The organism is Pseudomonadota bacterium (assembly GCA_037200975.1).
GTDB lineage: Bacteria > Pseudomonadota > Gammaproteobacteria > Steroidobacterales > Steroidobacteraceae > CADEED01.
The window spans coordinates 2369238-2384055 of record JBBCGI010000001.1 but is presented as its reverse complement, the minus strand read 5'-3'; the positions used below and the strand labels follow the sequence as shown (position 1 = coordinate 2384055).

Annotated in this window: 16 protein-coding genes; 7 read left to right on the top strand and 9 right to left on the bottom strand. The window is 63.7% G+C overall.

Annotated features, from left to right (window positions below; translation table 11 throughout):
* The first annotated feature begins 64 nt into the window (after nucleotides 1-64).
* On the top strand, nucleotides 65-967 hold the full coding sequence (locus WDO72_10690) for a LysR substrate-binding domain-containing protein (GenBank protein ID MEJ0086142.1): 903 nt from the start codon (nucleotides 65-67) through the stop codon (nucleotides 965-967).
* On the opposite strand, the gene WDO72_10685 is transcribed toward WDO72_10690, so the two are convergent.
* Complete coding sequence (locus tag WDO72_10685; GenBank protein ID MEJ0086141.1) at nucleotides 964-1734, bottom strand: hypothetical protein; 771 nt, start codon at nucleotides 1732-1734, stop codon at nucleotides 964-966. The two genes, WDO72_10690 and WDO72_10685, sit on opposite strands and share 4 nt — an antisense overlap.
* 101 nt (nucleotides 1735-1835) lie before the next feature.
* Complete coding sequence (locus WDO72_10680; protein ID MEJ0086140.1) at nucleotides 1836-2357, bottom strand: GNAT family N-acetyltransferase; 522 nt, start codon at nucleotides 2355-2357, stop codon at nucleotides 1836-1838.
* A gap of 84 nt (nucleotides 2358-2441) precedes the next feature.
* On the opposite strand from WDO72_10680, the gene WDO72_10675 reads away from it, so the two are divergent.
* Nucleotides 2442-3323, top strand: a complete 882-nt coding sequence (locus WDO72_10675; protein ID MEJ0086139.1) for a DMT family transporter — start codon at nucleotides 2442-2444, stop codon at nucleotides 3321-3323.
* 34 nt (nucleotides 3324-3357) lie between these two features.
* Here WDO72_10675 and WDO72_10670 read toward each other — a convergent pair whose 3' ends face one another.
* From WDO72_10670 to WDO72_10645, 6 genes are all read right to left on the bottom strand, one after another.
* On the bottom strand, nucleotides 3358-3720 hold the full coding sequence (locus WDO72_10670; GenBank protein MEJ0086138.1) for a hypothetical protein: 363 nt from the start codon (nucleotides 3718-3720) through the stop codon (nucleotides 3358-3360).
* 102 nt (nucleotides 3721-3822) lie between these two features.
* Nucleotides 3823-4353 (bottom strand): GIY-YIG nuclease family protein, encoded by a 531-nt coding sequence (locus WDO72_10665; protein ID MEJ0086137.1) that lies wholly within the window; start codon nucleotides 4351-4353, stop codon nucleotides 3823-3825.
* Nucleotides 4354-4403: 50 nt separating this feature from the next.
* Nucleotides 4404-5162: a glucose 1-dehydrogenase gene (locus WDO72_10660; protein MEJ0086136.1), complete on the bottom strand. Its 759-nt coding sequence runs from the start codon at nucleotides 5160-5162 to the stop codon at nucleotides 4404-4406.
* A 2-nt stretch (nucleotides 5163-5164) separates the two neighbouring features.
* A complete protein-coding gene (locus WDO72_10655; GenBank protein ID MEJ0086135.1) occupies nucleotides 5165-5713 on the bottom strand; it encodes a hypothetical protein in 549 nt (182 codons plus the stop codon).
* Nucleotides 5664-6125, bottom strand: coding sequence for a Rid family detoxifying hydrolase (locus WDO72_10650; protein MEJ0086134.1), 462 nt, complete (start codon nucleotides 6123-6125; stop codon nucleotides 5664-5666). The genes WDO72_10655 and WDO72_10650 overlap by 50 nt, the downstream gene beginning before the upstream one ends.
* 45 nt (nucleotides 6126-6170) lie before the next feature.
* Complete coding sequence (locus tag WDO72_10645) at nucleotides 6171-6719, bottom strand: CPBP family intramembrane glutamic endopeptidase (GenBank protein MEJ0086133.1); 549 nt, start codon at nucleotides 6717-6719, stop codon at nucleotides 6171-6173.
* A 398-nt stretch (nucleotides 6720-7117) separates the two neighbouring features.
* On the opposite strand from WDO72_10645, the gene WDO72_10640 reads away from it, so the two are divergent.
* From WDO72_10640 to pyrF, 3 genes are all read left to right on the top strand, one after another.
* The gene (locus WDO72_10640; protein ID MEJ0086132.1) at nucleotides 7118-8212 is read left to right on the top strand and encodes an AI-2E family transporter; all 1095 of its coding nucleotides are present in this window, start codon (nucleotides 7118-7120) and stop codon (nucleotides 8210-8212) included.
* A gap of 128 nt (nucleotides 8213-8340) precedes the next feature.
* Complete coding sequence (uvrD, locus tag WDO72_10635) at nucleotides 8341-10512, top strand: DNA helicase II (protein MEJ0086131.1); 2172 nt, start codon at nucleotides 8341-8343, stop codon at nucleotides 10510-10512.
* On the top strand, nucleotides 10509-11324 hold the full coding sequence (gene pyrF / locus WDO72_10630) for an orotidine-5'-phosphate decarboxylase (protein MEJ0086130.1): 816 nt from the start codon (nucleotides 10509-10511) through the stop codon (nucleotides 11322-11324). The genes uvrD and pyrF overlap by 4 nt, the downstream gene beginning before the upstream one ends.
* A gap of 103 nt (nucleotides 11325-11427) precedes the next feature.
* On the opposite strand, the gene WDO72_10625 is transcribed toward pyrF, so the two are convergent.
* Nucleotides 11428-11814 carry a hypothetical protein gene (locus WDO72_10625; protein ID MEJ0086129.1) on the bottom strand — a complete coding sequence of 129 codons (387 nt, stop codon included), beginning with the start codon at nucleotides 11812-11814 and terminating at the stop codon, nucleotides 11428-11430.
* Nucleotides 11815-11939: 125 nt separating this feature from the next.
* Between WDO72_10625 and trkA the strand changes: the two genes are divergently transcribed.
* Together trkA and WDO72_10615 are read left to right on the top strand one after the other, a co-directional pair.
* The gene (gene trkA / locus WDO72_10620; GenBank protein ID MEJ0086128.1) at nucleotides 11940-13313 is read left to right on the top strand and encodes a Trk system potassium transporter TrkA; all 1374 of its coding nucleotides are present in this window, start codon (nucleotides 11940-11942) and stop codon (nucleotides 13311-13313) included.
* Between the two features lie 19 nt (nucleotides 13314-13332).
* A complete protein-coding gene (locus tag WDO72_10615) occupies nucleotides 13333-14781 on the top strand; it encodes a potassium transporter TrkG (GenBank protein MEJ0086127.1) in 1449 nt (482 codons plus the stop codon).
* Nucleotides 14782-14818 lie beyond the last annotated feature (37 nt).

Below are 14818 nucleotides of genomic sequence, written 5' to 3'. Positions count from 1 at the left end.
GGCCGCTGCCGGAAATGCGCGACACGCAAGGTTTTTCGCTGAGGCTAAGTTATTCTTGCGCTGGATGCGCCGCCTGCCGCCACTCAATGCCCTGCGTGCTTTCGAAGCCTCCGCCCGGCTGGGCAGCTTCGTGGCCGCGGCCGCGGAGCTGCGCGTGTCCGCCGCCGCGGTCAGCCAGCAGGTGCGCCGGCTCGAACAGTATCTCGACACCGATCTCTTCCAGCGGCTGGCGCGCGGACTCGTGCTTACCGACCAGGGCCGGGACTATCTACCCGAGCTGTCGGCGGGGTTCGACCTGCTCGGCGAATCGACCACCCGCCTGCGCGCCAAACGCGCCGATGGCGTGTTGACCATCACCACGCTCGCGGCGTTCGCGAATGGCTGGCTGCTGCCGCGGCTGCATCGCTTTCGCGTCTGCGCGCCGCGCATCGACATCGTGCTGCGCACTTCGCGCCAACTCATGGATTTCCGCCGCGACGCCATCGACCTCGCGATCCGCTTCGCGCCGGCGCCGGGCCGCGGACTGCAGGGTGAGCTGTTGTGCCGCGAGGAGCTGTTTCCGGTCGCCAGCCCGCAATTGTTCGGCGGCGGGCGCATGCCGGACAACCTCGCCGCGCTCGCCGACTACCCGCTGTTGCACGACACGGATGCCAACCCGGAGCAGCCGTGGCTGGGCTGGCGTGGCTGGTTCGAGCGCGCCGGGTTGTCGACCGCGTCCGTCGGTCGCGGGCCGCAGTTCAGCGATTCGATCGTGTTGATAGGCGCGGCGGTCGCGGGGCTGGGGATCGCCATCGGGCGCGCGCCGCACGTGGCGCCGCTGCTCGCGCGCGGCCAGCTGGTGCGCGTCACGCAGGAGAACTGGATGGCGCCGTGGAGTTATTACCTGACTGCCCCGCCCGCGCATTTCCGGCGGCCGGTGGTGCGTACCTTCGTCGACTGGGCGCTGGGCGAGGCGCGCGGCAGTTAGAGCGACAACGGCAGCTCGAGATGCCGCGCGTACATCATGTCCCGGTGTGCGAGCAGCGCGGGATCCACCGCCGCCCGTGTTTCATCGTCGACGAGCTCGAATGCCGCGCGGGTGCCGGGGTGCATCGTGCATTGATGCCCAGGCAATGGACTGAAGAACGCCATGAACGTGGCGCTGTAGATGTCGGCGGCGGTCGGCACATCGCCGAAATAGTAAGGCTCGCCGGCCGGCCGCCGGGTTTTGAGCAGGGCTGCGAATTCGCCTAACAAAGTGCGGACACGCGCGCCGTTCTCGGCAACACGCGCCGGATCGTAGCCGTATTTCTGGCCGAGATATGCGGCGACACGTTCGTTGAAGCCGCCGTTCTTCGACAGGCCGGCGTGAACCATCTGCAATCGGCGGAACCAGCCGAGACCGTCCTGGCCGCAGAATTTCTGCGACAGCAGCAATACCTGTTCGCGAAGTCCGGTGTCCGTCGGAAGCAGCGGTGGATCCGGTTGCAGGCGCTCGGCGAGCGTCAGGATTTCTTCCCATCCCGAGCGCGGAGCTTCGTCGTCGTAGACGGCTACCGGACCCGTCAGTTGCCCTGCCCATTTCGCCAGCGCGGGATCGTCGTACACCAGACGCACGGCGGACCAGCGGATACGTTTGACGTGGAAAACACCCTTGGCCGCTTCTCCCCAGGGACTCGGCACCTTGCCTACCACCACCATGCGCAGGCCGGGCCGCTCGATTGCATCGGCGACAGAAACATATTCGAAGCTCATGTGCCGGTGAGCATCACCCGGGCGGACGCTTTCTTCAATCGCACACGTCGAATTCATTGACGCGGATTTCCGCGCAATCGCGGCGCACGAACGCAGCGGTCTCAGGCCTGTTCGGTCCGCAGCCACTTTTCCAGGTGAATACCATCGGCGATGCCGCGGTACATCTGCCGCGTGATCGAGAGCTCGTGATATCCGTGCTCGGAGTAGAACAACCGCGCGGGGCGGTTCTTGCTCAGACACTCGACGCGGATCTTCTTCGCGCCGGCGTTGCGCGCAACCTCTTCCAGCCAGTGCAGCAGCGCACTGCCGACGCCCTTGCGCTGCTGCGATCTGCGCACCGCGAACAGCAACAGGTGTGCGTCCTCGAGGGTGTGAAACATGATGCCGAAGGCGGTCACCGCGCCGGAATCGCCGACCACCGCCACGTTGGTTTCCAGGTCGACGATGGCGCGCGCGATACGGTCTTCGGTCCAGGTCCATGGCAGGCCGCGCTCGATGTAGTCGCGCGACATGACCGCGATTTCAGCGGCATCGGCGAGGCGGGCGAGGCGAATGGTGACGTCTGCGATCATTGAGCTGGTGATGGTACCGGGTCCGGCCGCCGGCAGAAGCGGAACACGCATCACGTTAGCGATACTGTTGCCTGCACAAGAACTTCTTGGTCATGGTTCGCCACGGGCGGCGGCACGGTTCTCTACAATCGCGCGATGTCAAAGCGCGGCTGGATATTGTTTCTCGCCCTGGGCCTGCTCTGGGGCATGCCCTATCTTTTGATCCGCATCGCGGTGCAGGAGATCGATCCGCTCGTGATGGCAGGTACACGCACGCTCATGGGTGCGCTGCTGCTGCTGCCGGTTGCCTGGCATCGCCATGCACTCGCCCCGGCGTTCGCCAGGTGGAAGTGGTTGATCGCGTTCACCTTGATCGAGATCAGCGTGCCGTGGTTGCTGCTCGGCCATGCCGAGACGCGTTTGAACAGCTCGACCGCGGGACTCCTGATCGCGGTCGTGCCGCTGTTTGCCGCGGTGATCGTGACCAGGCTCGGTCACGAGAAGCTCGAACCGCGGCGGATATTCGGATTGGTGCTCGGTTTCACGGGGGTTGCACTGCTGGTAGGGCTCGACATCCACTTCTCGGATTACCTCGCCGTCGCCGCCATCATCGTGGTGTCGCTGTGTTATGCGATCGGCCCGATCATCGTCGACCGCAAGCTCAAGGACGTCCCGGCGATCGGGGTGATCGCCGCATCGATGATCGTGGCCACTCTTATATATGTGCCGTTTGCCCCGTTCCTGTGGCCGGACAAGGTTTCGGCGACGGCCGCTTGGTCGGTGGTCGGCCTCGGTGTGTTCTGCACCGCCGGTGCGTTCATGGTGTTTTTCGCGTTGATTGCGGAAGTCGGGCCCTCGCGCGCAACAGTGATCACGTACGTGAATCCGGCAGTGGCGATCACGCTCGGTGCGCTGGTACTCAACGAGCCGCTGACGGTGGGCATGTTGATCGGATTCCCGCTGGTGATCGCGGGGTCATTCCTCGGCACGATGCGCGCGCGGCCGGCCGAGCCTGCGCGGGCACCCGCCAAGGCTTGACAGGTATCCGGAAACGATCGGGTCCGGCTTTCAGCTAGCTAGTCGCCGTCACGACTTTCTTGTACAGCAAACCGAGTTCGGTCCAGAAGCGGGATTCGTCTTCGAAGAACGCAACGGCGGAAGCTTCGCATTCGGGCGAGAAGGCGCCGCTGCCTTTCAGGGTTTCGACGCGCCGCGCGAGTTGCCACTTCGACGCATCTTTCCAGCTGGTGTTGTCCACCGCTTCGGCCAGTGAGGACAACACGGCGAGTGACGCGGCGAGCTTTTCTTCGGCCGTCGCGCCGCTGGCGGCGAGTTTCTCGACGCCTTCCCATGGCGGGCCCACGTCGACGCCATCGCCGAAGCCACCCGCTTCGCGCAGCCGGCCGATCACATCCTGCAGCGTCGGAAAATCCATGCCCGATATTGCACCGGCCAACCGGCGTTGACGAGCGGAAAGTGCCGCCCGCGGCGCAGGGTTGTTTGGCGCTGGAGTCGGCACCGCGACGGAGCAGGCGTCTTACTGGCGCCCGAGAATGGGATTGTACTTGTCGCGCAGCGCGCTCTCGATCCGCGGCATGATCAAGTCGTAGTTTTCAACTTCGAGTTTGATGGTGCTCAAGCGGAATCGATGGGCGGCCATGTTTTTTCGCTCTCTTATCTTGAGAGCCGTTGTCGGCTGGCTGAGCTTGTAGTTCAAATGCTGCCTGATCCGTCCCGCAATCGAACTCGCCTTCCCGATGTATATCGGAACCCACTCGCCAAGCTCGGTATGAGCCTTCAGTCGGCCCGCCCTCGGGTTCGGAACGAACCCCATCTTGTATTCCGGCCTGACCCACTCGGCGCAGAACCACTCCGCCCAGCTTTCAAACGTTTCGTGTTTGCCCGTGACGCGAATATCGATCTTGTAGATGCCGGCGTAGTCCTGCTTGTCGACTTCGGCGTCTTCGCTCAATTCGCAAACTCTCTCGAATTCGAGCTCGTCGGCCAGCGCCTCGAAATTGCTGAAGATCCTGCTCAGCTCGCCATCGAGTTCCGCGATCCTGTCCATGTGTTCTCCGCTCCTGCGTTCGCACGTCCCTCCGGCAGCAATTTACTTAGTTAGGCGGCGGAAGAATAGCCTCCGTCAACGGGAATTGCGGTTCCGGTGATGAAGTCGGACTCCGCACTCGCCAGAAATACGGCGATCCCCTCGAAATCCACGGCGTCGCCCCAGCGTGCGGCCGGGGTGCGCGCGAGCACCCGCTCGTGCAGTCCCGCAACCTCGGAACGCGCTTTTCGCGTGAGGTCCGTATTGATCCAGCCCGGAAGGATGGCGTTCACCTGGATGTTGTCCGCCGCCCAGCCGGCCGCCAGGGATTTGGTGAGCTGCACGACCCCGCCCTTGCTGGCGCCATACGCCGGCGCAAAACCCGCGCCGAAGATCGACAGCATCGAGCCTATATTGATGATCTTGCCGGACTTCGCCTGCTTCATCGGTAGATAGGCGGCGGCACAGCAAAGGTAGGCGCTGGTGAGATTGGTGTCGAGGACCTGCCGCCACTCTTCGAGCGCGAGATCCTGCACCGGCTTGCGGATGTTCAACCCGGCATTGTTGACGAGAATATCGATACGTTCGCAGCGTTCCTGGACCTGGCTGAAGAGACTGTCCACGGAATTCTTGTCCGTGACGTCGACCGCAAAGGCGAGTGCGTCCGAACCGAGCGTTTTCAGCTCGGCCACCGCCGCCGCGGATTTCTCCGTATTACGTGCGGCGACGACGATGCGTGCGCCGGCCTTCGCGAGCCCACGCGCCATGCCGAGCCCGATGCCGCCGTTGCCGCCGGTCACGATGGCCACCTTGCCGCGCAGATCGAACATGTTTACTCCGCCAGACCCAGGACGTCGTTGGACATGATGAACCAGGTAATGGCGAAGACGACGGCAAGAATCGCGAGCACGAACAGCAGGCTGACACCGACAACCACCCACCAGGAGCCGCGCTTCCCGCCGGCCGCGAGATGTTCTCCCACGATCTTGCGAAAATTCATCTCCGCATACGCGCGTGCCGAGATGAGCGCCACGACCGAAAAGACGACCGCGGGCACCCTGTCGGGAAGCATGTAAGCGATACCCATCATCGCAACTGTTGCGAAGACCCCGACCCAAAGCGCCTTGGCCTTCTTTTCCGGCTGACCGATGGCCACCAGATTCTGGGCGTAAAACCAGGACGCGGCGAGAAACGAACCGAGAAACGCGGCCACGCCGATCTGTTGATGCGTGTAGAGCTTTGCAGAGCTGATCGGCGCGCCGGGCGCCACCGATTCCAGATCCGAAACCTTTGCTTCGGGCGGTGCGTAGGGGTTGTGCACCGCCGTCGCCTCAGCCCGCATCGCCCACGGTCGCGATGCATTCGACTTCAACCAGCGCACCGAGCGCGAGACCGTTGACGCCGAGCGCACTGCGCGCCGGGAAATGTTTCGTGAAGTACGTGACGTAAATCGCGTTCATCTTCGCCCACTCGGACATGTCCGCCAGCATCACGGTGCATTTGACGACGTGATCGAGCGAGGAACCGTTGCGCTCGAGAACCGTCTTGATGGTCTCCATCACCTGCCGGGTCTGGCCTTCTATGCCGCCGGGCACCAGGGTACGGGTTCCCGGAGTGAAGCCGATGACGCCCGATAGATAGAGCGTGTTGCCGACGCGCACCGCCTCCGAGAAAGGCAGGTTGGCTTTCAGTGTCTGCTCAGAACTCAGGTATTCGACGGCGCTGGATTTGGGCTTGTCAGCCGCGAGCGCGGCGGTTGTCGTCAGGCCGAAGGCGGCGATCGCGAGCAGCATGGGCTTCAAGTGGTTTCTCCGGGAGTCGAATTGTTGTGACACGCGTCAGGGAGAGAGAGATTGATAGATCGAGAACAGATTGCCAAGGATATGCATGGCGATCGGCACGTACAGCGATTTGGTGAAGTGGCGCGCGAGGCCGAGCGCCAGGCCGTCGATGAAGATGATCGCGAGCAAAATCGGTGCGTACTGCAAATGGATGATCGACCAGAGGGCGGCGGTGATCAGGATCGCGCCATAGATACCGACGCGCGTACGGCCGAGCATGCGCAGGAAAAGGCCGCGAAAGACCAGCTCCTCGGCGATGGGGCCAAGGACACCGATCGCGAGGATGCGCAGGAAGAGAATGAGTGCCGGGTACGCGGGCCAGACTTTGATGCCGGCGCCGGCCATGCCCCTGGTGACACTCTCCTCGAGCGCGATCAGGCAAACCCAGAGAATCAGGAAGAAGGCGGCGAACTTCCACTCGGGTTTGCGCAGGCCCAGGTCTTCCGCGAGTGAAAAACCTCTACGCTTCGCCACGAACAGCAGCACCACGATGGCCAGCGCCGGCAGCAGCACTTTGGGCAGGGTTGTGAGGAGCAGGTCGGTCATGCCGTCGATCCGATAGTAGGCGGATGTGCAGGTCAGGGCACGCGAATTTCCGCCCGCTGGGACGCGTGACCGTGCGAGCGGCGGACCGCCGGTTCACGGCGACGGTCCGGCGGGACCGCGCTCATGACGAGCATGAACGATGAACTCATCTTCTCCACGCGCTATCCATTAGTTAGACAGGAAAGTTCCGCGTGGCAAATGTGCGGCTCCGCGCTCGGCAATATTGCCCTGCCACGGGTGGTTCGAAAGCGGTCTTGCGTCGTGTTTGGGCGCGAACAGCGGCGCGAACGTGCGGGCTGGTTTAGCGCCCCAGCGGCCTCTCGCGTCAGACGCTATAGACCGCCCTCTCCCCTCACATATATAAGTGTGCCCACAGATTTTGCTCCGCAAGGATCCCCGTGGAGTTCTACACAAAAGCCTTTTTCGTGGTGCTGGCGGCTCTCGTCGGCTACGGCCTGTTGCTCGTGCTCCAGCCGATATCCGGCGCATTGGCCTGGGCGATCTTCCTGGCTTTCATCCTCTATCCCGTACACGTCTGGCTCACGCGCAAGCTGAAGGGCCGCGCCGGATGGTCCGCGGGCATCCTCACCGGCATCACGCCGTTCGCGATCCTCACGCCGCTGGCCTTCCTGGGCGTCGTGTTTGCGAACCAGGCGCGCGCGCTGATCGCGTTCGTACAGGAGAAGGACCTCCACTTCGACGCCACGTTGCTGGCGAGGCTTGAGACGTACCCCGTCATCGGGCCCGTGGCGAAATACGCCAATGAAGAGATGTCGGTGAGCGGCGCGGATCTGCAGCAGTGGCTGGCCAACGCAACGCAGACGGTGCTGAAGAACGTCGCCGCCGTCAGCGGCGGAGTGGCGCTCTCGGCGCTGGGGGCGCTGATCGGTTTCTTCCTCATGTTGTTCCTGCTCTTCTTCATGTTCCGCGACGGGCGCGGCATGTTCCTGCGCTTTCAGCGGTTGATCCCGGTGCCGGAGGAACATCGCGAGCAGCTGTTCAACCACCTGGCGAGCGTCACGCGCGGCGTGTTCTACGGCATCGGCCTGACGGCCATCCTGCAGGGCATCCTGGTTGGAATCGGCTTCGCGATCGCGAGCCTGCCGTCACCGGTGGTGTTCGGCGTGCTGGCGGCGATCCTCGCCCTGTTGCCCGCGGGCGGCGCGGCCATCGTCTGGATCCCGGGTTTCCTGTTTCTCGCGGCGTCGGGTAGATGGGGAATGGCGGTCTTCATGCTCGTCTGGGGAGTGGTCGTATCGACGTCGGACAACTTCCTGCGCCCGATCCTGGTGGCGCGTTACGCGCCGGTATCGGCGTTCATGGTGTTCGTCGGCGTGGTCGGCGGCATCGGCGCGTTCGGCACGATCGGCATCGTCGTCGGACCGGTGTTCCTGGCGCTGGTCGCCGCGATCCTCGAGTACTTCGACGAGAAGATCATCGCGCCGAACAAGAAGGAACTCGACGCGCAAGCGGAAAACCCACCGACGCCCTGAGCGCCAGGGCCGATGCTTCGGCCCGCGGGGACACCCGCGCGTATCGAATCGGATATTCTTTGCATGGGAAACAAACCCAATTTTCCAGACGGAAAATTCGGGGCGGTCCCCATATAATCCGCGCCCCCATGGAACTCTCCCCGATTCTCGCCTCGCTCAACGACGCCCAGCGCGCCGCGGTCTCCGCGCCCGTGGGGCCGGTGCTCGTACTCGCCGGCGCGGGCTCGGGCAAGACGCGTGTGCTCATCCATCGCATCGCCTGGGTGATCCAGAATGAGGGCGCGTCGCCGCACTCGATCCTCGCGGTGACGTTCACGAACAAGGCCGCGCTCGAGATGCGCCAGCGCATCGAGAAACTGCTCGGCATTCCGGGCAATGCGATGTGGGTGGGCACGTTCCATGGCATCGCGCACCGGCTGCTGCGCCTGCATTGGCGCGACGCGGGCCTGCCGCAGGGTTTCCAGATCCTCGACGGGGAAGATCAGCTGCGGCTGATCAAGAAGATCGTGCGGGCGATGGAGCTCGATGAAGCGCGCTGGGTGCCGCGCGAGATCCAGTGGTTCATCAATCACAACAAGGACGAAGGTATTCGTCCGCCGGTCATGAAAGACGCCGGCGACCCGACGCGCAAGCAGCTCATCAAGATTTACGCGGAATACGAAGCGCAGTGCCAGCGCACGGGCGTGGTGGATTTCGCGGAGCTGCTGCTGCGCGCGTACGAGCTGTGGCTCAAGAATCCTTCGCTGCTCAAGCATTATCAGCACCGCTTCAGACACGTGCTGATCGACGAATTCCAGGACACGAACGCCATCCAGTACGCCTGGGCGCTGCTCATCGCGGGGCAGGACGGCGCACCTTTCGTGGTGGGTGACGACGACCAGTCGATCTACCGCTGGCGCGGCGCGCGGGTGGAAAACCTCACGCGCTTTTCGAAGGACTACCCGGCGGCGAAGCTGTTCCGCCTGGAACAGAACTACCGCTCCACCGGCAACATCCTCAAGGCCGCAAACCAGCTCATTTCGAACAACACGGGCCGCCTCGGCAAGAACCTGTGGACGGAGGGCACGGACGGCGAACGCATCAAGCTGTATGCCGCGTTCAACGAGCGCGACGAAGCGGAATTCGTGATGAACCGGATCCGCGAATGGGTGAACCAGGGCGGATTGCGGCGCGATGTGGCGATCCTGTACCGCTCGAACGCGCAGTCGCGCGTGTTCGAAGAGGTGTTCATGAACGCGCGCATGCCTTACAAGGTGTACGGCGGGCTGCGGTTCTTCGAGCGGGCGGAAATCAAGGATGCGCTCGCCTATCTACGCGTGATCACGAATCACGCCGATGACGCGTCGTTCGAGCGTGTGGTCAATCTCCCGACGCGCGGAATCGGCGCGCGGTCGCTCGACATCGTGCGCGAGCAGGCCAAGGTGGCGAGCACTTCGTTGTGGGATGCGGCGGCGACCTGCATCGCCAACGGTGCGTTGGGCGCGAAGGCGGAATCCGCGGTCAACGGATTCCTGCAGCTGGTGGAACAGCTCGGCCGGGACATCGCGGGCCTCGAGCTGCACGAGCAGGTCGATCACGTGATCAACAACTCCGGGCTCGTCGAGCACCACAAGAAGGAAAAGGCCTCGGATCGCGGCGAAGCGCGGGTCGAGAACCTGAACGAACTGGTGTCCGCGGCGCGCGGGTTCGAGCCGGATGGCGCGAACAGCGATGAAGAGACGCTGCCGCCGCTCGAGGCGTTCCTGTCGCACGCGGTGCTGGAATCCGGCGAGGGCCAGGCGGAAGCCTGGGAAGACTGCATCCAGATGATGACGCTGCACACGGCCAAGGGATTGGAATTCCCCATCGTGTTCATGTCCGGCCTGGAAGATGGATTGTTCCCGCACCAACGTTCGCTGAACGACCCGGAAGGCCTGGAAGAGGAACGGCGGCTCTGCTACGTCGGCGCGACGCGCGCGATGAAACAGCTGTTCCTGACGTATGCCGAGCAGCGGCGGCTGCATGGCATGGACAGTTTCGGCACGCCGTCGCGGTTCATCTCGGAGATCCCCGAGGATCTGATCGAGGAGATCCGGCCGCGTATCCAGATCTCACGGCCGGTGGCCGCGGGGCGTTTCAAGGCGCCGATCGAAGAGCTGGCGCCGGGCGTCAAGCTCGGCGCGCGCGTGCGGCACAAGAAATTCGGCGAGGGCGTCATCCTGAAGGTGGAAGGCCACGGACCACAGGCGAACATCCAGGTGAACTTCTCGTCGCTCGGTGTCAAGATCATGATGCTCGAGTATCTGGAGGTAGTTAGATGACCTTCGCGGAAAAACTGCGCGCCTCGTGGCAGGCCGCCAATTCGCTGGTGTGTATCGGGCTCGATCCCGAGCCGCGCAAGTTTCCGGATGAGTTTCGCGATGCGCCAGGCAGCATCTACCAATTCAACAAGGCGATCATCGACGCCACGCGGGATCTCGTGTGCGCGTACAAGCCGCAATTCGCGCACTACGCGGCGCATTCGGCGGAGAACCAGCTCGAGCACACCATCGACTACATCAAGTCGACCTGCCCGAATGCGATCGTCATCCTCGACAGCAAACGCGGTGATATCGGCAGCACGGCCGAGCAATACGCGCAGGAAGCATTCGAACGGTACGGCGCGGATGCAGTAACGGTGAACCCGTATCTCGGCCGCGATTCGGTGGAGCCGTTCCTCAAGCACGAGGACAAGGGCGTGATCATCCTGTGCCGCACCAGCAATCCGGGCGCGAAGGATTTTCAGGACCTGACTGTCGGCCCGGACAAGAAGCTGTTCCAGCACGTGGCCGAGACGGTCGCGAAGGACTGGAATTCCGCGGGCAATTGCATGCTGGTGGTCGGGGCGACTTACCCGGAAGAGCTGGCCGACATCCGCAAGCGCGTCGGTGACCTGCCGTTCCTGGTGCCGGGTGTCGGCGCGCAGGGCGGCGATGTGGCGAAGGTGATGGCGGCGGGCAAGACCGCAGCCGGCACTGGTCTCGTGATCAGCTCGTCACGTGCAATTCTTTACGCGAGTTCCGGCGCGAACTTCGCCGAGGCCGCGCGCAAGGCGGCGACCGATCTGCGGGATTCCATCAACGCGCAGCGGTAGGGTTGGTGTCAGGTGGGAGTTACGGGAACTAGCTTCGTCGGCGTGCCCATTGCAGACGCCTCGCGCGCCAGTTCCCGTAACTCCCACCTGACACCAACTCTTCCTACGGCCCCCAGCGAAAGATAGGCGGCGGCACAACGTCGTAAAGCGGCTCAGCCGGCGGCGCATTCAGGTCGGGCAGGAAGATTCTCCAGCTCCGCAGCGGATTTCGGGCCGCGTACCAGAGCGAGCCCAAACCCCCGGGCACGGGCAGCTCCGACTTCAGCTTCGGCGTCACGCGCGCGCCTTCCACGACGACTTCGGTCTTGTCCGCATCGGGAGCGTTGATCGCCGCGAGATATTCTTGCGGGGTCATGTACTTGCGGATGTCGCCAATCTTGAGAGCGAGCGGCTTGGCAGCCGGCAGTACGACTGGCGGTTTTGGAGGATCAGCAGCCTGCGCGACCGCGCAGAGCAGCAGGGCGAATCCCATTCCCAGGCCGTGTTTCATGACGCGCCTCCTGTAAAGGATGCGACCGTGCCATGCGGGGATAGTTTCGGAGGGAAGCTGCCCGCCGGGGCGAACGTCTACTAATTCCCATATTTCCCACCCGGCACCAATACAATACCGGCCCCATGAAGATCGTGATACTCGGCGCCGGCCAGGTCGGGCGCACTGCGGCATACCACCTGTCGCGGGAAGAATCGAACGAGGTCACGGTCGTCGACACCAACGAAGAGGTGTTGCGCGACCTGCAGGATCGCCTCGACATCCGCACGGTCGCCGGCAACGCCGCCTACCCTTCGGTGCTCGAAGCCGCCGGTTGCGCATCGGCCGACATCATCGTCGCGCTGACCTCGAGCGACGAGGTCAATATGATGGCCTGCGAAGTCGCGTACACGCTGTATCGCACGCGTACCAAGATCGCGCGCATCCGCTCGTCCGAATACACGAAACATCCGAAGTTGTTTGCCGACGAGGCACTGTCGGTGGACGTGTGGATCAGCCCCGAGCAGCTGGTCACCGAATACGTGGCGCAGCTCATCAAGTACCCGGGCGCGTTGCAGGTGCTGGATTTCGCCGACGGCCGCGTGCGACTGGTGGGCATACGCGCCCGCAAGGGCGGATTGCTGGTCGGGCAGAAGCTCAGCAAGCTCAAGGAGCATCATCCGAACACCGAGGCGCGCGTGGTGGCTATCTACCGCGCCGGGCGCAGCATGATCGCAACGGGTGAAAGCGTCATCGAAGAGAATGATGAAGTGTTCTTCATCGCCGCGCGCGACGACATCCGCAAGTTCATGAGCGAGATCCGCAAGGAAGAGGCGCCGGCGCGGCGCGTGGTCATCGCAGGCGGCGGCAACATCGGCCTGTCACTGGCGCGCAGCCTCGAGGAGACGAACCAGGTCAAGCTCATCGAGCGCGATCCGAAGCGCGCGCGGCGCGTTTCTGAGCTGCTGCTCAACACCATCGTGCTGAACGGCGACGCCGCGGACGAAGAGCTGCTGATCGAGGAGAACATCGACAGCTGCGACGTGTTCGCCTCGCTGACGAATTCCGAGGAGGCCAACATCCTTTCCGCCATGCTGGCCAAGAGGCTGGGGGCGAAGAAGGTGATGGCGCTGATCAACAAACCGTCGTACGCCGAGCTCATGGAAAGCGGCAGCATCGACATCGCGATTTCGCCGCAGACCATAACCATCGGTTCGCTGCTGGCGCACGTGCGGCGCGGCGACGTGGTGCGCGTGCACTCGTTGCGGCGCGGCGCGGCCGAAGCGCTGGAAGCCGTGGTGCATGGCACGGACAAGACTTCGCGCGTGGTCGGCCGTCTGGTGGGGGACATCCCGCTGCCGGATGGTTCGGCCATCGGCGCCGTCGTGCGCGGCGACACGGTGCTGATCGCGCACCACGACACGATGATCCAGAACGACGATCACGTGATCGTGTTCCTCTCGGACCGGCGCCACGTCGAGCAGGTGGAGCGCCTGTTCTCGGGCCCGGGCGGCCGTTGAAGCGACCCGGAGCGCAAGCTTGTTAGCTGTCGCGCACCTGCTCGGGCTCATGATGGCCTTTTTCGGCCTGCTCTATCTATTGCCCATCGCCTGGTCGCTCGGCGTGCAGGATGGCGCGGTGATGGACTTCGTCGCGGCCGGGCTGATCAACGCGTTCATCGGCCTCGCGCTGGCGGCGGCGACGCGGCGCTTTCGCCGCGAGTTGAAGCCGCGCGACGGCTTCCTGCTGGTCACGCTGTCGTGGGTGCTGATGTCGGGCTCGGCCACGATCCCCTTGATGATGGCGCTGCCGAATCTGACCTTCACCGACGCGTACTTCGAGGCGATGTCGGGCCTCACGACCACCGGCTCGACCATCCTGAGCCACCTCGACGATCTGCCGCAGTCGATCAACCTGTGGCGCCACCTGCTGCACTGGATCGGCGGTATCGGCATCATCGTGCTGGTGGTGGCGGTGTTGCCTTTGTTAGGCGTCGGCGGCATGCAGTTGTACAAGGCGGAAACGCCGGGCCCGGTGAAGGACGAGAAGCTCACGCCGCGCATCACGGAGACCGCCAAGGCGTTGTGGTTCACGTACCTGGTGCTGACCGCCGCGGGGATCGTCGCGTTGCGGGTCGCGGGCATGACCTGGTTCGATGCGATCTGCCATTGTTTCTCGGCGATCGGACTCGGCGGGTTTTCCACGCATGACGTGAGCGTGGGCTACTTCGATTCGTTTCCGATCGAGATCGTGCTGATCGTCATCATGGTGGTGGCGGCGTTGAATTTTTCGCGCCACTTTCTGGCCTTCCGGAACATCTCGCTGCAGCCGTACAAGACGGATTCCGAGGGCAAGGCGGTGCTGGTGGTGCTGGGCGGTTCGGTGGTGCTGGTATCCACCTTGCTGTGGGCCAACGGCACGTATCCCAGCGAAATCGAAGGCTTTCGGCACTCGATCTTCAACGTGGTATCCATCGCGACGACCACCGGGTTCGTGACGGAAGACTATGAGAAGTGGCCGGCGTTTCTGCCGGTATGGCTGCTGTTCCTGAGCTGCATCACCTGCAGCACGGGCTCGACCGGTGGCGGCATCAAGATGTTCCGCACGTTGCTGCTGGTGCGGCAGGCGCGGCGCGAGCTCAAACTACTGGTGCATCCGAGCGCGGTGATTCCGATCCGCATCGGTGGGGCTTCCATCCCCGAGCGCGTGGTGCACTCCGTGCTGGCGTTCATTTTTCTCTACTTCGGCACGATCCTCGTGCTGACGTTCGCGCTGCTGGCGACCGGTCTCGATCTCGTGTCGTCGTTCTCGGCGGCGGTAGGTTCGGTCAACAACGTAGGTCCCGGACTGGGCCAGGTCGGCCCGTCGACCAACTTCGCGAGCCTCAGCGATTCGCAGACCTGGATCTGTACGCTCGCCATGCTGATCGGCCGTCTTGAAATCTTCAGCGTGTTGGTGCTGTTCACGCCGAGCTTCTGGCGCAAGTAGGAAAGCGGTGGCGGGGAGAAGTGGTGCCGGGGTGCAA